We start from the raw sequence: 19,774 nt of genomic DNA, 5'->3' as shown, positions 1-19,774 counted from the left end.
GCGGCCATGGGGGGATGAGAGGCAACCATGGCGGCGGCGAGTAATACGGTGCGTACAGGCACCATGCTTCCGGTGGACGCGGCGCGCTGGGCGATGTGGACGTTCGTCATCGTCAATGTGGTGATCGTCGAGGTGCTGTTCGTCAGCGCCGGTGAGGGCAAGAACGGGGTACTCACAGTCGCCAAGTTCTTCGGCCTGCACGCAGCCCTGCTGATGCTGTTCCAACTGCTGCTGGTGGCCCGGCTGCCGTGGCTGGACCGCCGTATCGGAATGGACCGGCTCACGGTGTGGCATCGCTGGGTCGGCTTCTCCTTGCTGTGGACCGTCCTCACCCACGCCACTTTGGTGTTGCTCGGCTATGCCACTCTCGACGACGCGTCCATGGGGAAGACGTTCGTCGCGCTCAGCGGGGTGCCGGCCTCCTTGCTGGGCATGCTCGCAGCGGCGATCATCGTCGTGATCGCCGTGATCTCCACGCGGGGCCTGCGGCGCCGACTGCAGTACGAGGTCTGGCATGGCCTGCACCTGCTGCTCTACGTGGCATTGGGCCTGGCATTCGTCCACCAGTTGCAGGAGACGACGACGTTCACGTCCTCCGCGTTTGCCACGGCCTACTGGTGGATCCTGTGGCTGTTCGCCTTCGGCGCTCTGCTGACCGGGCGTGTCGCCGTGCCGCTGTGGCGCAACGCCTACCACCAGTTCCGCGTCGCTGCCGTCGTGCCGGAGTCGGACAACGTGGTCTCGGTGTACGTCACCGGCCGACACCTCGACAAACTCCCTGGCCGGGCCGGCCAGTTCTGCATCTGGAGGTTCCCCGGGCACCACCACTGGTGGCTGGCCAACCCCTTCTCCCTGTCGGCGGCGCCCGGCGGCCAGGGCCTGCGCCTCACGGCGAAGGCGGCGGGCAGCGCCAGCGCCGGTCTGCGGGACGTCCTGGTAGGCAGCCGCGCCTTCGTCGAGGGACCGTACGGGGCGTTCACCTCGTTGCATCGGACCCGGCCCGGGGTTCTGCTGATCGCCGGAGGCGTGGGGATCACGCCCGTGCGGGCCATGCTGGAGGAACAGGCGACCGGCGACGTCGTTGTGCTGTACCGCGTTCGTAGCGAGGCCGATGCCGTGCTGCTCGACGAGGTGCGTCACCTAGTCGCGCTGCGGGGCGGAAGGTTGCAGCTGCTCACTGGCAGGACGGGCGAGGGCGGCGTCCCGCCGTTCGACCCGGGCAGCTTGTACCGGCTGGTCCCCGACATCACCGAACGCGACGTGTACGTCTGCGGCCCACCGGCCATGACCAGGGCCGTGCTCTCCGGCCTTCGAGACCTGCAGGTCCCCGCGAGACAGGTGCACGCCGAGCGGTTCGGCCTGGCCTGAGTTGGTGCTGGGCCCAACGTCCAGACCCACCAGGGCAACACGAGGGGGCGGGCACGGCCATTCCCGGCTGCCGCCGCACTCCAGCAGGTGCGGCGCCGCCCCTCCTTCTTGACCGGTGCTGCACCTCATCGAGAGCGAGGTTCTCTGGCGCTGCGGACATCGGCGAAGGTGAGGGAAGGGGTTGCTGGGCGCGGCAGCGCGAGGCTTGGGTGGTGCGAAGTTGGCCGTCTCCTCACCGCTCGTAGTCGGCGAGGAAACGGAGCACTCTCTCCACGTGTGGCCGTACGCGTTCGGGGACGCCGCGCTCCTCGATGACCGTGCGGTCGCTGGTGCGGTAGCCGGCTGCGATCAGCGCGGGGAGGTCCTCGGCGGGCAGTCGGGCTGTTTGAAGCGCTGGTCGAGCCAGCACACGTACAGGCTCATGGTGTGGATGGCGTCCGGCGGTGACAGGTGGTCCTTGTCTCCGTCGCCGTCGCCATCCACGGCCCAGGCCCGGAACACCGATGGCGTCCACATGGCGATGCCGTGCTCGTCGGAGGCCGGTCGGGCCGCGTTGGCGTCGAAGCCGCTTTCCGCTTTGAGTAGCGCGGCGAGCAGCGCGGGTGTGACCTCGGCGTCGGTGCAGCGCCGGGCGGCACCGACGATGACCGGCCGGAGCGCTTCGGGTACGTCGGAGTTCTGCGGGATCTCCCCGGCGGCCACGACGGGCGTACCAGTGAGGACGGCCGGCGTGCCACGCCCGCCGCGGTCTTCATCCTCGTCACTGCCGCTGCCGAACAGTGCGAACCCGGCGACGGCGACAGCGGTGGCGGTTGCGACGCCGGCAAGCGCCACGCCGGAGGCCGGCAGCAGTCGGCGTCGGCGGCGACGTGCGCCCGGAAGGTTGAGGGGCCTCGTGTTTTCCGGACAGGCATCTGACTATTGACTCACGCGACGATTCGCAACTTCTGGTACGCGGCGTGGACTTCGCGGGGAGGACGGTAACCCACCGCCGAGTGAAGGCGTTTGTGATTGTACCAGAATTCGATGTAACGGGTGATGTCCTGCCTGGCGATGTCGCGGGTCAGGTAAGTCACCCTCGAAACGCGCTCGTTCTTCAGGGCGCCGAAGAATGATTCGGCCATGGCATTGTCGAAGCAGATCCCGGTACGGCCGGCAGAACGCCGCAGGCCGAGCTCGCCCAGAACCACAGCATACTCGGCCGACATGTAGTTGCTTCCGCGGTCCGAGTGGAATATTGCGTTCCTGGCGAGTTTCCTGTTCCGTGCTGCGTTACGGATGGCTCTGGCTATGAGAGGGGTTTGAAAATGGTCGTCCATCGCGTAGCCGACAACCTCCTTCGTGCAGCAGTCGATGACGGTCGCGAGATACAGCCAGCCCTCTCCGGTGGAGATGTAGGTGATGTCCCCGACGAGTTTTTCACCCGGAGCGTCGGCGGTGAAGTTCCGGCCCACGAGGTCGGGCACGGCGGCGGGCGCGCCTCGGGTGAGGCCGAAGCGTCTGGGCTTCGGCTGGCAGGGCTCAAGTCCCAGCTCCCGCATGAGCCGGCGGACCAGCTCCGGGCCCGCGGCGTGGCCCCAGCGATGGAGCTGGGCGTGGATGCGCCGATAGCCGTAGGTGCTGTCGGAATCGTCGAATGCTTTCTTGATCAGCAGTTTCAACTCCTCGCGTCGCTGCGCCGTCGCGGATTTCGGGCGGCCCCGCCAGTCGTAGTAGCCAGATGTGGATACGCCGAGTCGTTCGCACATGAACTCGACGGGATATGCGTACTCCGTTGTGTCGAGTCGCATCTCATCGATGAACTCGTACTTGCTCGCTACCGGGGATCCTTCGCGAAGTACGCTGCGGCTTTTTTCAGGAACGCATTCTCCATCTCGACTTCACGGATACGGCGTTCAAGTTCCTTCAGGCGAGCGCGTTCATCGTGGGACAGCTCGGTACCGGCAGGAGGTTCATTCCGTTCCTTATGCTTCTTCACCCAGCCCCGGAGGGTTTCGGGGTTCATACCGAGTTCACGGCCGACCTCGGTTACGGTCTTGCTGGAAGCCAGCGCGATCCGGACGGCTTCCTCACGGAACTCAGGCGTGTACTTGCTCGGTGGTGCCACTTCGATTCCTCGTTTCCAGTTCAGACGATCCTATTGGACGCCTGTCCGGAAACTTCGGGGCATCCCAGGTCGTCCATGCGGGCGGCGAGGCTGGCGGCGGTGTGCGGGAGGCGGGCTGCGTGGTCCGGTGCCAGGCAGTCTCCGATGAGCCGGCGCCAGTCCTCCTCGAGTCCGGCATCCAGACGCAGTGGCGCGCTGCCGCGGGTGTAGGCCTGCGCGGCGAGCGAGCGGGCGCGGGCGGTGGCCCCGGAGAACGGGTGAAGGCCCCCGGTGAGCACTTGATGGGCCAGTACGCCGAAGGCCCAGATGTCGGCGGTCGGCCGGACCACCGACCCGTCGGCGCCGGTGCGCTGGGACCACCACTCGGGCGGCAGATGGTCGAGTGTGCCGAGCGGTGGCATGTGGGCGTGGGTGCCGTCGAGTTCGGTCGTGAGGCCGAAGTCGGCGAGCCAGACCTCGCCGCCTGCGCCCAGCAGCACGTTGGCGGGTTTGAGGTCGCCGTGCACCCACCCGGCGTCGTGCATGTGGGCGAGCCCGGCAACAACACCCCGTAGCAGGTGTACCGCGTCGGGGACAGGGCGGCCGGTCTCGGCGGCGTCCAGGATCTGGCGCAGGCTGGCCTCGGCACGGTCCATCACGAGTGCGATCGCACTGTCCAGCGCGGGCAGCTCCGGCACGTCGAGGGTGCACACGGCGCGGGTCCGTATGAGATGCGGATGGTCCGCCTCGGTGCTGAACCGCACCTCACGCGCCACCAGTTCACCGAGCGCGGCACGCTGGCCTGGTGCCAGAGCGCCGGTGGGCAGCACCTTCACCGCCACCGTCGGCGACGGACCGGGCCTCGTACACGGTGCCCCAGCCGCCGGAGCCGATGACCGCATCCAGCTCCCAGCCCTCGATACGGAATCCCGCCGGCAGTCGCGGCGCGGGCGCCCCCAGCGTGTCCTCCTCGTCCCCCGACGGCGCCGGCGCCCCGTTGCCGTCCCCTCCTGATGCCCCCAGTGCGTCCTCCCCGTCCCCTGACGGCAGCGCACCGCCGCCGTCTCCTGATGCCCCCAGCGGACCGCTCTCGTCCCCTGATGCCCCCAGCGCGCCGCCCCCGGCGCCTGACGGGGTCACGCTCCAGCCCTCTGCACCCCAGCCCGCCTGCGCGACGGCAGCAGCGCGAGATGCTCCTCGCGCACTAGACCGAAACGCAGAGCGAGCGAGGCCAGCCGGGCACGTTTTGCGCCTGTACGGCCGTTGCCGTCCGCCCTGGGCTCCTCGCCCACGTCCAGGCGCAGCTTCGCCAAGGCCAGATAGTCGATGTGGTAGTTCACCGCGGAACGGGTCAGACCACGGCAGCTCTCCAGCGGACGCAGCCGCTCCGCAATGTCCCCAGCCCCCGGCAGGGCCCCGTCCGACCCCTCACGGAGCCGCGGCTCGCACAACGCCACCAGCACCAGGAAATACTTGGCCGTCACATCGAGCGCGTAGGGAAGCACGGTCTGCTCACCCGCATCCGGCACGGACCGCTCGTCCAAGAAGGCGTGCTGCGGGGCGAACACCTTGAACTCCGCGGTCCCGCTCAGCGCCGGCAGCACAACCCGGGAAAACTCGAACGGGACCGGCGCCCCGAGCCTTCTCGGCGCAACGGTGATGTACTCACCGGCACCCTCGAGGTTCTCCACCACATACGCGCAGTCACAGTTGAAGTTCGACAACCGCCAGTAGTCCTCGGCCGCCTCCAGCCGCCCCGCCCGCCGGGAGATCCCGGGATCGGGCAAGACGATCGAGACGTCCCCGCTACCGGGCAGTCCCCGCCCGAAATCGGCCACATCACCCGGCCCCATGTACAGCAGCCCGGGCCCGCCCGCCCCGGCAGCGCCCGGCTGCACCGGACCGGACGGCTGGACAATGATCGTTTCCATGCCGACTCTCCCCCCGAAATGATCGCCAGGACTGCGGGCGGTACCGGTTACCGCCGGCCCGGCGTGATACGTGTACGCAACATCGCAACTCCCGGCGACGGATGGTCAGTCCAGCCCCCGGTCGGCAACGACACCGAGAGCATCACCGGTCACGGCCGCCGCCGCAACCTCCCACACCCACCGCCGGGCCATGGAACCATCCCTCCCCAGCTGACCTGCAGCAACGCAAGAGCCTGGGATACCCCGGCCGCGCCCGCACCTCCGTCAGAGCCCTACAGCGGCAGGGCGTTGCGCAGAGTGGCACGCTGGCGGGCGGGGGCCCGAGAGCTCACCGAGAGCCCGCCGGCAAGAACCACCAGCTGCCCGTCCACGGCCACCGCGCCATTCAGCACTCGTGAGAGGACCTGCCGCGCACAACACGGCGGACCTGCTGTCGCACTGGCGGGGATTCGGACGAGAGCCCAGCCGCCCGCAACGACGAAGCGCCTACCGGAGAGGGCGACGGCGATGATGCATCTGAAGACAGGGGGCATCCGATCGTGAACGGCCCTGCAGCCGACAGCCCCGCTGCACGCGGCCCTCACACACTCCGCCACGGACGGGAGAATCTGCGCCCGCGCCACACAGAGAATCCGCGTCCGAGCAACGGGGAGAATCCGACTCAGGCGTCATCTGATCCGGCCGGCCCCGTGGACCGTCCCCCGAGGCGCGAATCGTGGCGCGCGTTCCGCCATCGCCGGCAGCAGGAGCGGCCCCGCCCGCTTGGCGCGCCGCTGAACAAGAGCGCTCTCCATCCGGCCGATGCCCGCCAGCGAGCCCAACTCGCCTGCCAGGTAGTCATACAGAGCGCCGGTGTCACGGCACTGCACCATGGCGAACACCGACGCCCGGCCTGTGATGACGGCAGCGAAGGCGACTGCAGCGTGCTGTGACAGCGCCTGCGTCACCTCACCCAGCGCGGCCGGCGCCACCTCCAGCCACAACAGCGCCTCGACCGGGAAGCCGAAGTGCGACGGACTCACATCCACCTCGAAATGCAGCACCCCAGCGGCCCGCAACCCGGCGATACGGCGCCGCACGGTCGAGGCCGACCACCCGGTGGCAGCGGCCAGCCGCGCGACGTCCGCCCGGCCGTCCAGGGCCAGTTCACCCGCCAGCCGCGCCTCCGCCTCACCCCAGCCGGACACCTCGGCAACGACGTCCGGGCCCTGCGGTGACTCGGGCGCGGAGTCGAGGAGAGCCGCCTGCTCGGATGCCTCCAGCGCGCTTGTACGGCCTGCCCAGCCATCGACCCCGGCGACCGCCCGCAGTACACAGCCCGCCTCGACATCTCGAATCCCCGGGGTCCGCAGCAAGTGGTCGAAGAGTGGCCGAGCGCCCTCCGCCCCCGCGCCCGGTGTGCGGACCATGCACGTCAGCCGCGTCCCGCCGGCGAGCGGGGCGATCCACGAGGTGTCGTCCCGCTGCGCGAGCGCGGCGGTCAGCGCGTCGGTGGACTCCGGCGTGCAGTCGATGCGGACGAACCAGTCGAGCATGCCGATCTGCTGGCTGTCGACAAGCCCGACCACCCGGACCACCAGGGCCGACCGCAGCCGCTGGTAGCGACGCGCGACAGTGCGCTCCGGGACTTTGAGCACGGCGGCGATCCGGCTGAACGAGGCGCGCCCGTCGATCTGGAGTGCATGGATCAGACGACGGTCCAGCACGTCGAGCGTGACCGATTGCGTCACCAGACCCCCTCCCAACGTCCGATCATGTCCAACTCGGCGACCCTACAGCGCGCAGCGGAGCACCCGGCAGGACACTGGCGGCAACCCACCGCAGAAAGGCAGACCATGCTGACCGTCCTTCCCATCAGGTACGTGGCCGACGTCGACGCGTCCCGCAACTTCTACGCCGGCCTGGGGCTCAACGTCCGCCAAGAGCCCGGCGATGCCGTGTGGGTTCGCTTGACCGCCGCATCCGGCGCCGTCGGCATCCACGACGCCGCCGTCTCGCAGGGCCGGCCACCCGGCACCACCGAACTGGGCTTCACGACGGACGAGCCACTGGAACAGGTCGCGCAGCGCCTCGAACACAGCGGCTACCCCTACGAGCTCGTCGAGGAGAACTTCGGTCACAGCATCCGCGTCACCGACCCGGACGGGGTCGTCATACAGATCCAGAACATCGACCCCGACACCGTCCGCAGGTCGGCCGCGGCCGCGGCCGTGGCCGACGACACCGCCTGACGGGCCGGTCGCGGCAAACGCCCCGCCGACCGCCCCCGCACCTCAAGACGGGCCGTCACGACATCCACCACGGCATCCACCACGACATCCGTCACGGCAGAAAGAACCGGCATGGAACCGCTCGTCACACTCGTCGTCGTCACAGGCCTGCTGCTGCTCGCCGGGGCGCTCGGTGCCATGCGGCTCCGTCGGCCGACCAACGCCCTGCGCGGTGGCCTCGCAGCCATGTTCGCGCTCACCGCCGGCGCGCACTTCGTCGGCATGCGCGACGAACTCGTCGCCATGGTGCCGCCCGCCCTGCCGGCTCCCGGCCTGCTCGTCACCTTGACCGGCATCGCCGAATTCACCTGCGCGCTCGGATTGCTGTGGTCACGAACGGCCCGGCTCTCGGCCGGCGTGCTCAGCGCGATGCTGGTCGTCATGTTCCCGGCCAACGTGCACGCCGCCACCGGCGACGTGCCCTGGTACGACGAGCTGGGCCCCCGGACCGCCACGCAGACCGTGTTCCTGGCAGCCACCATCACCGTACTGGCCCGCCACCGCCGGCCAGCAACGGAGACCCCTGCGGTTCGCTCACTCGGCCCCCGCCCCCGCCCCCGCGACCACCGCCGGGCCGAGGCCGGAGACCGCGGCGATCCGCAATCCGGACCCGCGCCAGATCACACTCCCCGGACGTCGTCCAGTTCGGCGAGTCCGTCGTAGCAGGCGAATGCCCAAGCAATGCTCGCGCAGCCTCCAAGTAAGGAGATCACCGACGCCATCGCGGCACACATCAGCACCGGATGACATCGCCGGCACCCGTGGCTTCCCGGCCCACCTGCACCGGCCTGCCCAGGGATGCCGGCTCCTGCGGTCACACCCTTGCACGGACCGGGCCTAGGCCGTTTCCTTCGGATCATCGCGCTGACCAGATGAAGATGGCGGCGAGGTGGAGTCCGGCGAGGTAGATGGTGGCGGTCTTGTCGTAGCGGGTGGCCAGGCCGCGCCATTGCTTGAGCTTGTTGATGCAGCGTTCGACCGTGTTCCGCTGCTTGTAGGCGTCGCGGTCGGATGCAGGCGGCCTGCCGCCGTGGCTGCCGAGGCGTTTGCGGTTGGCGGCCTGGTCGGCCGGCTGCGGGATCGCAGCCCGGATCCCGCGCCGCCGCAGATGACGGCCGGTCAAGGCCCCTTCCGCAAAGCGCGCAGAGGTTGCCCCGATCCCGCCCTATTCCACGACGCGGCGGCGGAAAGGCGCGTCAGGTCGACCGAGCTCCGTGCCGTACTCTCCGCCGGTTGATCTTCGCGGGTACGCTAGCCCACTCAGTTTCAGGACCTGACGGGGTCCAACTATAGGAGAAATACATGAAGTTCAGAAACTTCCGCATGCCGAAGCTGTTCGCCGCGTTCCTCGCGGCAGTCGGCTTCGTTACGTTCACAGCGACGCCCTCAAGTGCCCACCCGACATGGCAGACGTACTCGGCAGACTCGAACTGGCAGTGCGGACCGAGCGAGCCCCTCACCATATCCACCCAGGCAGTTTCCCAGGTCTGTCTGATCTGGACGCCGAATCGGAAGAACGCTCAGGCTGTGGTGGTCGTCTCAAACCGTTCGACCAAGACGATCGAGCTGAAGGGCGGCTACTTCGACTCGTCGCTCTACGGCGCATACGACAGCGTGTCTGACCTGGACGGCGGATACTGCGGCTCCCACAAGCTCGTGGGCAAGACGGCCCGAGCGTGTTTCGGTGAGACCGTCGACCACGTCTGCAGTTTGAACCCCGTCGCGCACAGCGGAATCGTCTGGGCGAACAACGCCGACGCCGACTTCACGGCCCCGTTGCGAACTAAGCGGACCGCCGGCTGCTAGCCCGTCTCAGTCGGATCAACCGATCGTTGGTTGATGTGTGTCGCTGACTGACGCTCAGTGGGCACGCATTGAGCCGTTGCTGCCGGACCGAACGCCGAAGCGGGGTGGACGCTGGCGTGATCACCGGCAGGTGATCGACGCGATCGCGTTCAAGTACCGTACCGGGACGCTGTGGGATGGACCTACCTGAGCACTTCGGGTCCTGGAAGGGCGCTCACAACCGCCTGCGGAAGTGGGCCGCCGATGGCACCTGGGAGAAGGTCCTCACCGCCCTGCTCACCCAGGCCGACACCGAAGGCGACCTCGCCTGGGCCGTCGCGGTCGACTCCACGATCGTCCGTGCCCACCAGCACGCCGCCGGGGCTCGCCAAAAGGGGCCCCGGCCAGCGAGCCGGCCGACCATGCCCTCGGACGTTCCCGCGGCGGACTGACCACCAAAATCCATCTCGCCGCCGACAGCCGCTGCAGGCCACTCGCATTCGTTCTCACTCCTGGCCAGGCCGGTGACGCACCCGCATTCCTGCAGGTCATGGCCCGATTGCGGGTGCCCAGGCCGGTCGGCGGGCCCAGAGTCACGCCGGACGTGGTCTTGGCGGACATGGCGTACTCGTCCCGGGCGATCCGCCGTCATCTGCGGCGGCGCGGGATCCGGGCTGTGATCCCGCAGCGCGCCGACCAGGCCGCCAACCGCAAACGCCTCGGCAGCCACGGCGGCAGGCCGCCTGCATCCGACCGCGACGCCTACAAGCAGCCGCGCCGGACTCCTCCGCCCGCTGGGCCCGATTCCTCTTGCACGGCTATGGGAAGTTTTAGGGCGCATCGTTACCCTCCGCCCATGATTCCCACGGTGGTTTGGGGCACAGGCAACGTCGGACGCGCAGCCATCCGAGCTGTTGCGGCACACCCGATGCTCAGCCTGGTGGCCGTGCTGGTGTCGAACCCCGCCAAGATCGGCAAAGACGCGGGCGAACTCAGCGGACTCGACCGGCACCTGGGCGTGGCGGCCACGGACGATGTGGACAAGGTCCTCTCCGAAAACCCCCGCGCGGTCGTGTACGCGGCCTCCGGCGACGTCCGCCTGGACGGCGCCATCGACGACATCACGCGCGCGCTCCGCACCGGCGCCGTAGTCGTCACACCGTCCCTGTACGGCATGTACGACTGCACCAACGCACCGGACGAGATCCGTGACGTACTGCTCGCGGCCGTCGAGGCCGGCGGCGGCTCGCTGTTCGTGTCCGGCGTGGATCCCGGCTGGGCCAACGACATACTCCCGCTCCTGATCAGCGGACTGGGGTCCGACATCGACGCCATCCGCTGCTTGGAGATCTTCGACTACTCGACCTACGACCAGGAGGATGCAGTCCGCCACCTGATCGGCATGGGACACTCCCTGGACTACCAGCCGCTGATGCTCGCCGACGGCATCCCGACGATGATCTGGGGCGGACAACTGCGGATGATGGCACGAGCCCTGGGCGTCGAACTCGACGGCATCGAAGAGACCTTGGAGCGCCGCCCCCTCGAAACGTCCGTCGTCACCGACACGATGGGGGAGTTCGCCGCCGGCACTCAGGGAGCGGTGCGCCTTGAGGTGCAGGGTCTGGTGGAGGGCGAGCCCCGCATCATCGTCGAGCACGTCACCCGCATTCACGCCACCTGCGCCCCGGACTGGCCCGCACCACCGGACGGCGGAGCGGGCGCACACCGCGTGATCATCGAAGGGCGCCCCCGCCTCGAGGTCACAGTCGAAGCCACGGACGAGGGACACAACAGAGCCGCCGGCGGTAACGCGACAGCAGCCGGACGCCTCGTCAATGCCATCGACTGGCTCGCCGAGGCCCAACCCGGCCTCTACGACGCACTCGACATCCCGCTGCGCCCGGCGGTGGGCAAACTGGGAAAGAAGTGATCATGCACATCGACATCCCCGACGGCGCCGAGCCGATCCCGTACGTCTGGGGCGACCTGGTGCCCGAAATCGGCCATGCAGCCAGCGCCTTCTCCCTGGCCGTCTATCAGTACACGACCCTCGGGCTGCGCGAGTTCGAGGCCGCCCGCCTGCGCATCGCGCAGATCAACGGATGCCTGTTCTGTTTGGACTGGCGCACCGAACGCGACGGAGAGAAAGTCGAGAACGAGTTCCTGGACGCGGTCGCCCAGTGGCGGACCACGGACTCCTTCGACGTACGGACGCGGCTCTCCGCCGAGTACGCGGAGCGCTACGCACTTGACCATCACAGTCTGGACGGCGAGTTCTGGGACCGGATGAAGGCGCACTACAGCCAGGCGGAGATCGTGGAGTTGAGCATGAGTATCGGCTCCTGGCTGGCGTTCGGCCGCCTCAATCATGTGCTGGGGCTCGACAGTGTCTGTGTGCTGCCGTCGCCACAGGGTTCTTGACGAGGCGCGCTCAGGGCTGTGGGCCGGGGCTTGCGGCCGCGGCCCACAGTTCCGCACGGCGGACCGGCGGGACGCGGTAGCGGTCAGAAGTCCTCGGCGATGATCTTCTCGATGTTGCGCTCGGCGAGCGCGGTGATGGTGACGAAGGGATTGACGCTGACGTTGCCGGGAATCAGTGCACCGTCCGTCACGTACAGACCCGGATGCCCGTGCAGCCGGCCGTAGTTGTCAGTGGCCTTGTTGAGAACCGCCCCACCGAGCGGGTGGTACGTGAGGTGGTCGCCCCAGATCTTGTACGCGCCGAAGAGGTCTGTGCGGTAGATGGTCCCTTCCTTGGCGTTGATCTTGTCAAAGATCGTTTTCGCCATGGTGATCGACGGCTGTTTCCACGCCGTCTGCCAGTCCAACTCCACCTTCCCCGCCGACGCGTTCCACGTGAACCGACCACGGTGCGGATTGTTCGTGATCGACAGGTAGAACGACGCCCAGGTCTCGATACCGGTCGGCAGCGGCGCCACCTCGGCGAACGCACCCCCCGCGGCCCAGTTGTCGATGCCCGCCGTCGGGATCGACGACTGGAGCGCCCCGGTCGGGTCCCATAGATGATTGGCCCGGCCGCACATCACGTTGCCGTTCTCGCCCCAACCGCTGCCGACCTCATTGTTGAGCCCGGGCAGCGCACCCGTCGCCTTCAGACGGACCAGCAGCTTGCTGGTGCCGACGCTGCCCGCGGCGAAGAACACCCGTTGCGCCCGGACGGTCTTGGTGGTGGTGACGGCTCCGTTCGTGTCGAGTTGCTCCATGGTCACGGAGTAGCCGCCGGTGGCGGGCGTCACCGCAGTGACCCTGTGCAGGGGTGAGATGGTGACCCGCCCGGTCGCGCGGGCCTGCGCGAGGTAGGTCTTCGGCAGCGACTTCTTGCCGTGGTTGTTGCCGTACAGGATCTCGCCGGCCAGCGCCGACTTGGTCACCGCCCCCGCAGCCTCCTGCTTCATGTAGTCCCAGTCGTAGACGTTGGGGACGAACATGAAGCGGAAACCGGACCGCCCGGCGTGTTTGCGGCCCACGCGTGCGTACTGGTAGGCCGCGGTTGTCTCGAACCAGGCCGGGTCGATCGTGGTGACGCCGAGGGTGCTGTTCGCCCGCGGGTAGTAGAGGTCGTACATTTCATCGGCGTCGACCGACGGGAGCACGCCGGGGAAGCGGCTTCGCTCGGGTGTCACCGCCATGCCGCCGTTGACGAGGGAGCCGCCTCCGACACCGCGCCCCTGATACACCACGATGCCGCCCATTTCCTCGGCGTCCAGGATGCCCGTGTACCGCGGCACGTCCCGGTCGAGCGGGAAGCCGAGGAAGTTGCTGATGGGCTGCTTGGTCCGTGTGCGAAGCCAGAAGGACCGGTAGTCCGGGGTGGTGGTGTTGGCGAAGACCTTGCCGTCCGTCCCCGGCGTGTCCCAAGCCATGCCCATTTCCACCATGTGTACATCCACGCCGGCCTGGGCGAGCCGGAGCGCGGTGACGGACCCTCCGTACCCGGTGCCTATCACGAGTGCGCTGACCTGTGCACCGGGTTCGATCAGGCCGGGCTCCTCAGGCAGTGCGGCAGCGGCCGGCAGGTCGAATGCGCCCAGAGCGACGGCGCCGAAAATAGAACCAGTTCTACCAATGAAGCGACGGCGGGAGAGACCTCTTCCCTCCCGTGTTTCAGGTAGTTTGGAGTCCACGTAGATCCCCTTTCTCTCACGTAACAGAAACGAGTTCTACTGAAAGTCGTGAAACAAGTCACGAGAAACCTACGGGTAACTTGACTGCTGTCCTCGGGTTTCCCGCATCAGGAATAGTCCGCTAACGCACCCGCCTCTTCAGTACCGATCCAAACCCGCGGACCATGACGCTACAAAAGTGATCCCTTTTCAAATTCACCGGGCGAGCGCGACGCAGGAGACGTTCGCGGTGACCGGCCGAGGACTTGCCAGGCTCCGACCCCGGGCCGGCCGACCGCCCCTCACCGACCGGTGCTCCCACACGCCGGCGTCAGCGGCGGCACCCTCTTGGCCTTCTGCGCAGGAGGGTGGGGCGGAGGTCTCTATCGCCTTGAGCAACCCGAGCGCCGGCTACTCGCGCGGGGCGGAGCTCGGAAAGAAGCCCCGGTGACCAGGCCCCCCACCACAGACGGCAATCTGCGGGCCGAGGCGTAACGGCTGAGTGCGGAGAACCAGCAGCGGGCAGGCGTCTCCCACGCCGTGGTCGACCAGGCCATCGGCGTCCCGACCGACGTGGGCCAGATAACTGCTCCTCGGCAGCCGACGGCTGAGGGAGCCTGGTAATTCGGTCGCAGGAGGCGGTGTGGTTCTGCAGAATCCGGTTTGTGGATCGCTTGGTGGAGATCGCGGATCGGTTGACCGCCGTCAGCGGCGTTGTCGGAGTGTGTTTGGGAGGCAGCCGGGCGAGCGGCACGCACCGTCCTGACTCCGACTACGATCTGGGCCTGTACTACCGGCCGCCCCTCGACACGGATGCCCTGCGCCTGCTCGCGGCCGAGCTGACCGGCGAGCCGGTCGACGTGACTGAGCCGGGTGGTTGGGGACCGTGGGTGGACGGCGGTGCCTGGCTAACCGTCAACGGTCATCGCGTGGACTGGATCTACCGAGATCTGGAACGGGTGCGTCGAATCTGGCGGCAGTGCCAGGACGGGCAGTTCGAGGTAGGGGTCCAGCCCGGCCACCCACTGGGGTTCTATTCCCACGCCTATGCCGGTGAGGTGGCCCTCGGGCGCATCCTCGCCGATCCGAGCGGTGAGCTGCAGACTCTGCGTCAGCAGACTCACAGTTATCCGCAGCCGCTGCGCGAAGCGCTCATCGCCAACGCGCAATGGGAGGCGCCGTTCATCCTGGCCGGCGCCCGCAAGGGTGCGGCTCACGGCGACACTTTCTATGTCGCGGGTTGCATTTTCCGCGCGGTTGGGCTTCTCGCGCAGGCCCTCCACGCTCAGGCCAGGTGTTGGGTACTCAACGAGAAGGGGATGGTTCGGGCCGCGGGAGAACTTGCCGTCGGGCCGGCCGATTTCGCCGAGCGGGCCCACGAACTGTTCTCCGCGCTCGGCGCTTCCCCGGACACGCTCACTGCCGCGCTCGATGAGGCCGATCGGCTGGCTGCCGAGGTGTGTGAACAGCTGGCCTCCTGACCGCGTCCATGACGATGAGCGCACAGTCATGGACACGGCTGGTCCGTGACGGACCCGTGCGACGTCTCTGTGCCCACATCACGCGTCTGCGCCGAAGCCCTGGCTCCGGACCAACCAGAGCTGCGGCTGGGGTGTCAGTGCGCTGACGTATCCTTCCCGCTGCCGCACACCGACTGGGAGGACCAAGAGAATTGACTGGCCTGTCTGCTTTCCCGCTGCCCTTTCATGCTTCCCGTTCCATATCGTTCGCGACACCCCGAACGCTGCGGGAACTTCAGATGATGCAGTGCAGCGCCCACATTCGGGCGAAGCCGGGGTGGTTCGACAAGATGAACGATGGCGTCCCTTGTTGTGGTGTAGCCGATCAAGGTGCGGGCGTGCGCGGGCGGGTGCTCGGGGCGCACTTCTGTTGGTGCCTGCCGCTCCCTGACGCGAGGCGGGCCATCACGTAACTCTCCTTGGTGAACGCCCAGTTCAACCATGAGGAGTACGCGATGGCCCTGTCCCAGTCTGACCTGATACGGCTGCTGGAGTCACTACGCTCGTCTGATGGAATCGAGCTTGTCCGCAGTGTGGCCGAGCGGATGCTGCAGGAACTGATCGAGGCCGAGGTGAGCGCGCACATCGGTGCCGGCTGGAACGAGCACACCGCATCACGGACGGCCTTGCGCAACGGCCACCGGGACAAGACCCTGACCACGCCAGCCGGCGACCTGGACCTGGAGATTCCCAAGCTCCGGACTGGCAGCTTCTTCCCCAGCCTGCTGGAACGCCGGCGGCGTATAGATCAGGCTCTGTATGCCGTGATCATGGAGGCCTACGTTCACGAGGTCTCCACCCGCTCGGTCGATGACCTGGTCAAGGCCCTGGGCGGGGACAGCGGGATCTCGAAGAGTGAGGTCTCCCGGATCTGCGGCGAGCTCGACGAGCCGCTGACCGCGTTCCGCACCCGTCCCCTGGACCACACCAGGTTCCCCTACCTCTACCTGGACGCGACGTACTGCAAGGTGCGGGTGAACCATCAGATCGTCTCCCAGGCCGTCGTCATCGCTACCGGCATCACCGAGGACGGCGGCCGCGAGGTCCTGGGGGTCGCCGTGGGTGACAGCGAGACCGAAGCATTCCGGAGCGAGTTCCTGCGCTCGCTCCGCGCCCGCGGCCTGGGCGGCATCTGCCTCGTCATCGCAGACCACCACAGCGGACTGGTGGCCGCGATCCGCAAGGTGATGCTGGGTTCCTCCTATCAGCGGTGCCGCGTTCACTTCCTGCGCAACTGCTTCGCGCACATCCCCAAAGGTGCTGGTGAGATGGTGGCCGCGACAATCCGGACCATCTTCGCCCAGCCCGCCACGGCACTGGTGCGGACCCAGCTGGACACCGTCGCCGACATGCTCGGCGAGCAGTTCCCCAAGGTGAAAGAGACGCTCCTGGCAGCGAAGGAGGACCTGACCGCGTTCGCGGTCTTCCCACTCCAGCACTGGAAGAAGATCCAGTCCACCAACCCCCTTGAACGGCTGAACCGGGAGATCAAGCGCAGAACCGACGTCGTGCAGGTCTTCCCCAACCCCGACGCCCTCGAGCGCCTGGTCACCGCCGTGCTCTTCGAACTGCACGACGAATGGATCGCCTTCCCCCGTCGGTACCTGCCCGAAGGCAGCATGACCGAGCTCTACTCCGAGCTCCCCGAACGCACCCCCGCACTACCCCACACCACCAACAAGCCCACCGATTGATCGGCTACACCACGAAGGGGGACATGACCAGATGAACGACGCCGACATTGCCGCCAGGTGGACGCAAGAAGCGGTCGCCCAGGGCCTCACTCAAGCGCAGGTTCGTTACGTGCTTGCCGAACTCGCGCATTACGCCGCACTGCGGGACGGACGTACCGGCGTCGAGGTCTCCGCTGTCGACGGGGTGTGGCAGTCGGACGCACTGGTCAACAACGAGCTCAGATCCCGGCTGCGCGAGGCGGTTCGGGTTCTGGAACAGGTCCCTGAAACGGAACAGGACTGGCATCCCGGATCCGATGGTCAGGTGCTGGATCTGGTTCATCCCTCACTGTTCTGTCTGGTGCGCGAGGTGAGCGGCGCGCCCGAGCGGGCTTGGCAGAATCCGACGGACCGCTATTCGCGGTACGAATTTTCGGAGAAATTCCAGTGGCTGCCCACGGACGTCGACGTCAGTGACGACGGCGATGTCGCTTTCCGTTCTTACGTGAACAACGTCTACCCCGATACTCACTGCGAACTGGCCGCTGTCCTACCAGACTTGTTCGCGCGCATGCGCCCGCTGCTGGAGAACGTGCTCACCGATCTGCGTCATCCGCGGCCCCTGAGGATCGAGGCCGATCCTTACGGGTGGTACGACTCGGAGCCGGAGTACCCGGACAAGTCTGCCTACAGTGATGATGGGGCCTACCAAGAAGCGGTCCGTACTTGGGGAGAGGCCCAGGACGACTGGTGGGAAAACCGCCGCCCGGTCATCCCGGACGCCCCTACGTTCACCCCGCCCGAGTTGCCCGACGACTCGGCCCGAGTCGATCTGCGCGGCCGCCGTCTGCAGGTCATCGTCAAGCTCGCCACCATTCATCTCACGCCGGACAAGCCCGAGTACCTCGGCGGTTCCTGGCATGTCGAGGGGATGATGAACGAGCGGATCGTCTCGACCGGCATCTACTACTGGGACAGCGAGAACATCACGGAAAGCCGGCTGAGCTTCAGGGCGGCACTCGATGACCCGAGCTACGAGCAGAACGACGACAACGGACTGCGTGAGGTCTATGGCCTGGAGGACGAAGACGCACTGAACCAGATGCTGGGATCGGCATCGACCCCAGCGGGCCGCTGCCTGGCGTTCCCGAACATCCTCCAACACCGCGTCGGCTCATTCCGCCTCACGGACCCCACCCGCCCGGGACATCGCAAAATTCTCGCGTTCTTCCTGGTCGACCCGTCGGAAAGGATCGTCTCGACATCCGATGTGCCACCGCAGCAGCCATGGTCCCCGACCTCGACCATGACGCTTGAACAAGCCAAGGAGTACCGCGAACAACTCATGCGGGAACGCAAGTTTTTCGTCGACGAACACAACGAGCAGCTCTACGAACGAGAGTTCTCCCTCTGCGAGCACTAGGAGCTCCGCGGCCGGCTGCGCTCCCCGATCCGCACCGCCACCGAGCGGGCATCGGGAGCCGCACCGCCCCCCGGCCGCTTCGTCCTCTGTGTACTCGTCCCGAGGAACAAGCCTCATACCCAGTGTCAAACGAGCAGTCCGTACAGATACACCCCATAGCGGCCTACCACCGCGAGACTCTGGCTGTCCGGCCCCCATGAACACGCGGTCAGTGGCCCTTCGGTGCGCACCAAGGCCACGGTGTGGTGCCTGACGGCGTCCCAGATCCGCACGGTGCGGTCACGGCCGACAGTGGCAAGCCACGCTCCGTCCGGTGTGATCGCCATCGCCGTTACACGCTCGGTGGGATGCCCCGAAGTTTCCGGACAGGCGTCCAATAGGATCGTCTGAACTGGAAACGAGGAATCGAAGTGGCACCACCGAGCAAGTACACGCCTGAGTTCCGTGAGGAAGCCGTCCGGATCGCGCTGGCTTCCAGCAAGACCGTAACCGAGGTCGGCCGTGAACTCGGTATGAACCCCGAAACCCTCCGGGGCTGGGTGAAGAAGCATAAGGAACGGAATGAACCTCCTGCCGGTACCGAGCTGTCCCACGATGAACGCGCTCGCCTGAAGGAACTTGAACGCCGTATCCGTGAAGTCGAGATGGAGAATGCGTTCCTGAAAAAAGCCGCAGCGTACTTCGCGAAGGATCCCCGGTAGCGAGCAAGTACGAGTTCATCGATGAGATGCGACTCGACACAACGGAGTACGCATATCCCGTCGAGTTCATGTGCGAACGACTCGGCGTATCCACATCTGGCTACTACGACTGGCGGGGCCGCCCGAAATCCGCGACGGCGCAGCGACGCGAGGAGTTGAAACTGCTGATCAAGAAAGCATTCGACGATTCCGACAGCACCTACGGCTATCGGCGCATCCACGCCCAGCTCCATCGCTGGGGCCACGCCGCGGGCCCGGAGCTGGTCCGCCGGCTCATGCGGGAGCTGGGACTTGAGCCCTGCCAGCCGAAGCCCAGACGCTTCGGCCTCACCCGAGGCGCGCCCGCCGCCGTGCCCGACCTCGTGGGCCGGAACTTCACCGCCGACGCTCCGGGTGAAAAACTCGTCGGGGACATCACCTACATCTCCACCGGAGAGGGCTGGCTGTATCTCGCGACCGTCATCGACTGCTGCACGAAGGAGGTTGTCGGCTACGCGATGGACGACCATTTTCAAACCCCTCTCATAGCCAGAGCCATCCGTAACGCAGCACGGAACAGGAAACTCGCCAGGAACGCAATATTCCACTCGGACCGCGGAAGCAACTACATGTCGGCCGAGTATGCTGTGGTTCTGGGCGAGCTCGGCCTGCGGCGTTCTGCCGGCCGTACCGGGATCTGCTTCGACAATGCCATGGCCGAATCATTCTTCGGCGCCCTGAAGAACGAGCGCGTTTCGAGGGTGACTTACCTGACCCGCGACATCGCCAGGCAGGACATCACCCGTTACATCGAATTCTGGTACAATCACAAACGCCTTCACTCGGCGGTGGGTTACCGTCCTCCCCGCGAAGTCCACGCCGCGTACCAGAAGTTGCGAATCGTCGCGTGA

The 19,774-nt window shown here is 67.1% G+C and carries 18 protein-coding genes and 3 pseudogenes; 12 read left to right on the top strand and 9 right to left on the bottom strand.

What is annotated here, in order from left to right:
- The first annotated feature begins 63 nt into the window (after positions 1-63).
- Complete coding sequence (locus OG331_RS05225) at positions 64-1,368, top strand: ferric reductase-like transmembrane domain-containing protein (protein WP_406191984.1); 1,305 nt, start codon at positions 64-66, stop codon at positions 1,366-1,368.
- Positions 1,369-1,600: 232 nt separating this feature from the next.
- Here the strand turns inward: OG331_RS05225 and OG331_RS05220 are convergent, their stop codons facing one another.
- From OG331_RS05220 to OG331_RS05195, 6 genes are all read right to left on the bottom strand, one after another.
- The gene (locus OG331_RS05220) at positions 1,601-1,777 is read right to left on the bottom strand and encodes a hypothetical protein (RefSeq protein ID WP_406191981.1); all 177 of its coding nucleotides are present in this window, start codon (positions 1,775-1,777) and stop codon (positions 1,601-1,603) included.
- Positions 1,717-2,202: a hypothetical protein gene (locus tag OG331_RS05215; protein ID WP_406191978.1), complete on the bottom strand. Its 486-nt coding sequence runs from the start codon at positions 2,200-2,202 to the stop codon at positions 1,717-1,719. Before OG331_RS05215 ends, OG331_RS05220 begins: the two co-directional genes overlap by 61 nt.
- Before the next feature lie 92 nt (positions 2,203-2,294).
- Positions 2,295-3,475 (bottom strand): IS3 family transposase gene (locus tag OG331_RS05210; RefSeq protein WP_406191951.1). Its coding sequence is split into 2 segments (ribosomal slippage): positions 2,295-3,211 and positions 3,211-3,475, totalling 1,182 coding nucleotides; the frame shifts between segments, so codons are not numbered across the junction.
- Positions 3,476-3,495: 20 nt separating this feature from the next.
- Positions 3,496-4,290, bottom strand: a complete 795-nt coding sequence (locus OG331_RS05205; RefSeq protein ID WP_406191975.1) for a protein kinase domain-containing protein — start codon at positions 4,288-4,290, stop codon at positions 3,496-3,498.
- A 300-nt stretch (positions 4,291-4,590) separates the two neighbouring features.
- Positions 4,591-5,385: a serine/threonine protein kinase gene (locus tag OG331_RS05200; protein ID WP_406191972.1), complete on the bottom strand. Its 795-nt coding sequence runs from the start codon at positions 5,383-5,385 to the stop codon at positions 4,591-4,593.
- 668 nt (positions 5,386-6,053) lie between these two features.
- Positions 6,054-7,115, bottom strand: coding sequence for an Lrp/AsnC family transcriptional regulator (locus tag OG331_RS05195; protein ID WP_406191969.1), 1,062 nt, complete (start codon positions 7,113-7,115; stop codon positions 6,054-6,056).
- Positions 7,116-7,220: 105 nt separating this feature from the next.
- On the opposite strand from OG331_RS05195, the gene OG331_RS05190 reads away from it, so the two are divergent.
- Positions 7,221-7,616 (top strand): VOC family protein, encoded by a 396-nt coding sequence (locus OG331_RS05190; protein WP_406191967.1) that lies wholly within the window; start codon positions 7,221-7,223, stop codon positions 7,614-7,616.
- A 111-nt stretch (positions 7,617-7,727) separates the two neighbouring features.
- Positions 7,728-8,318, top strand: a complete 591-nt coding sequence (locus OG331_RS05185) for a hypothetical protein (RefSeq protein ID WP_406191964.1) — start codon at positions 7,728-7,730, stop codon at positions 8,316-8,318.
- Between the two features lie 193 nt (positions 8,319-8,511).
- On the opposite strand, the pseudogene OG331_RS05180 reads toward OG331_RS05185, so the two are convergent.
- Positions 8,512-8,766: pseudogene (locus OG331_RS05180) on the bottom strand (transposase); the annotation flags it as partial.
- A 191-nt stretch (positions 8,767-8,957) separates the two neighbouring features.
- Between OG331_RS05180 and OG331_RS05175 the strand changes: the two are divergent.
- From OG331_RS05175 to OG331_RS05160, 4 genes and pseudogenes are all read left to right on the top strand, one after another.
- Positions 8,958-9,461, top strand: a complete 504-nt coding sequence (locus OG331_RS05175; protein WP_406191961.1) for a hypothetical protein — start codon at positions 8,958-8,960, stop codon at positions 9,459-9,461.
- A 37-nt stretch (positions 9,462-9,498) separates the two neighbouring features.
- Positions 9,499-10,209: pseudogene (locus tag OG331_RS05170) on the top strand (IS5 family transposase); the annotation flags it as partial.
- Between the two features lie 87 nt (positions 10,210-10,296).
- Positions 10,297-11,373, top strand: a complete 1,077-nt coding sequence (locus OG331_RS05165) for a dihydrodipicolinate reductase (RefSeq protein WP_406209724.1) — start codon at positions 10,297-10,299, stop codon at positions 11,371-11,373.
- Positions 11,374-11,375: 2 nt separating this feature from the next.
- The gene (locus OG331_RS05160; RefSeq protein WP_406191958.1) at positions 11,376-11,864 is read left to right on the top strand and encodes a carboxymuconolactone decarboxylase family protein; all 489 of its coding nucleotides are present in this window, start codon (positions 11,376-11,378) and stop codon (positions 11,862-11,864) included.
- Positions 11,865-11,947: 83 nt separating this feature from the next.
- On the opposite strand, the gene OG331_RS05155 is transcribed toward OG331_RS05160, so the two are convergent.
- Positions 11,948-13,495, bottom strand: coding sequence for a GMC oxidoreductase (locus tag OG331_RS05155; protein WP_406209721.1), 1,548 nt, complete (start codon positions 13,493-13,495; stop codon positions 11,948-11,950).
- Between the two features lie 755 nt (positions 13,496-14,250).
- On the opposite strand from OG331_RS05155, the gene OG331_RS05150 reads away from it, so the two are divergent.
- From OG331_RS05150 to OG331_RS05135, 4 genes and pseudogenes are all read left to right on the top strand, one after another.
- Positions 14,251-15,048: a nucleotidyltransferase domain-containing protein gene (locus OG331_RS05150; RefSeq protein WP_406209718.1), complete on the top strand. Its 798-nt coding sequence runs from the start codon at positions 14,251-14,253 to the stop codon at positions 15,046-15,048.
- A gap of 191 nt (positions 15,049-15,239) precedes the next feature.
- Positions 15,240-15,386, top strand: a pseudogene (locus tag OG331_RS05145) (hypothetical protein); the annotation flags it as partial.
- Between the two features lie 156 nt (positions 15,387-15,542).
- On the top strand, positions 15,543-16,781 hold the full coding sequence (locus tag OG331_RS05140) for an IS256 family transposase (RefSeq protein ID WP_406209715.1): 1,239 nt from the start codon (positions 15,543-15,545) through the stop codon (positions 16,779-16,781).
- Between the two features lie 31 nt (positions 16,782-16,812).
- Positions 16,813-18,183, top strand: coding sequence for a DUF4246 domain-containing protein (locus OG331_RS05135; protein WP_406191955.1), 1,371 nt, complete (start codon positions 16,813-16,815; stop codon positions 18,181-18,183).
- 125 nt (positions 18,184-18,308) lie between these two features.
- On the opposite strand, the gene OG331_RS05130 is transcribed toward OG331_RS05135, so the two are convergent.
- Entirely contained in the window at positions 18,309-18,560 is a 252-nt protein-coding gene (locus OG331_RS05130) for a WD40 repeat domain-containing protein (protein ID WP_406191953.1), read from the bottom strand.
- Positions 18,561-18,593: 33 nt separating this feature from the next.
- Between OG331_RS05130 and OG331_RS05125 the strand changes: the two genes are divergently transcribed.
- Positions 18,594-19,774, top strand: a protein-coding gene (locus tag OG331_RS05125) for an IS3 family transposase (protein ID WP_406191951.1) whose coding sequence is annotated in 2 segments (ribosomal slippage) — positions 18,594-18,858 and positions 18,858-19,774 — 1,182 coding nt in all. Because the reading frame shifts where the segments join, the coding sequence is not laid out codon by codon here.

The organism is Streptomyces sp. NBC_01017 (assembly GCF_045162795.1).
Lineage (GTDB): Bacteria > Actinomycetota > Actinomycetes > Streptomycetales > Streptomycetaceae > Streptomyces > Streptomyces machairae.
This window is presented reverse-complemented; position numbering and strand designations above follow the sequence as displayed.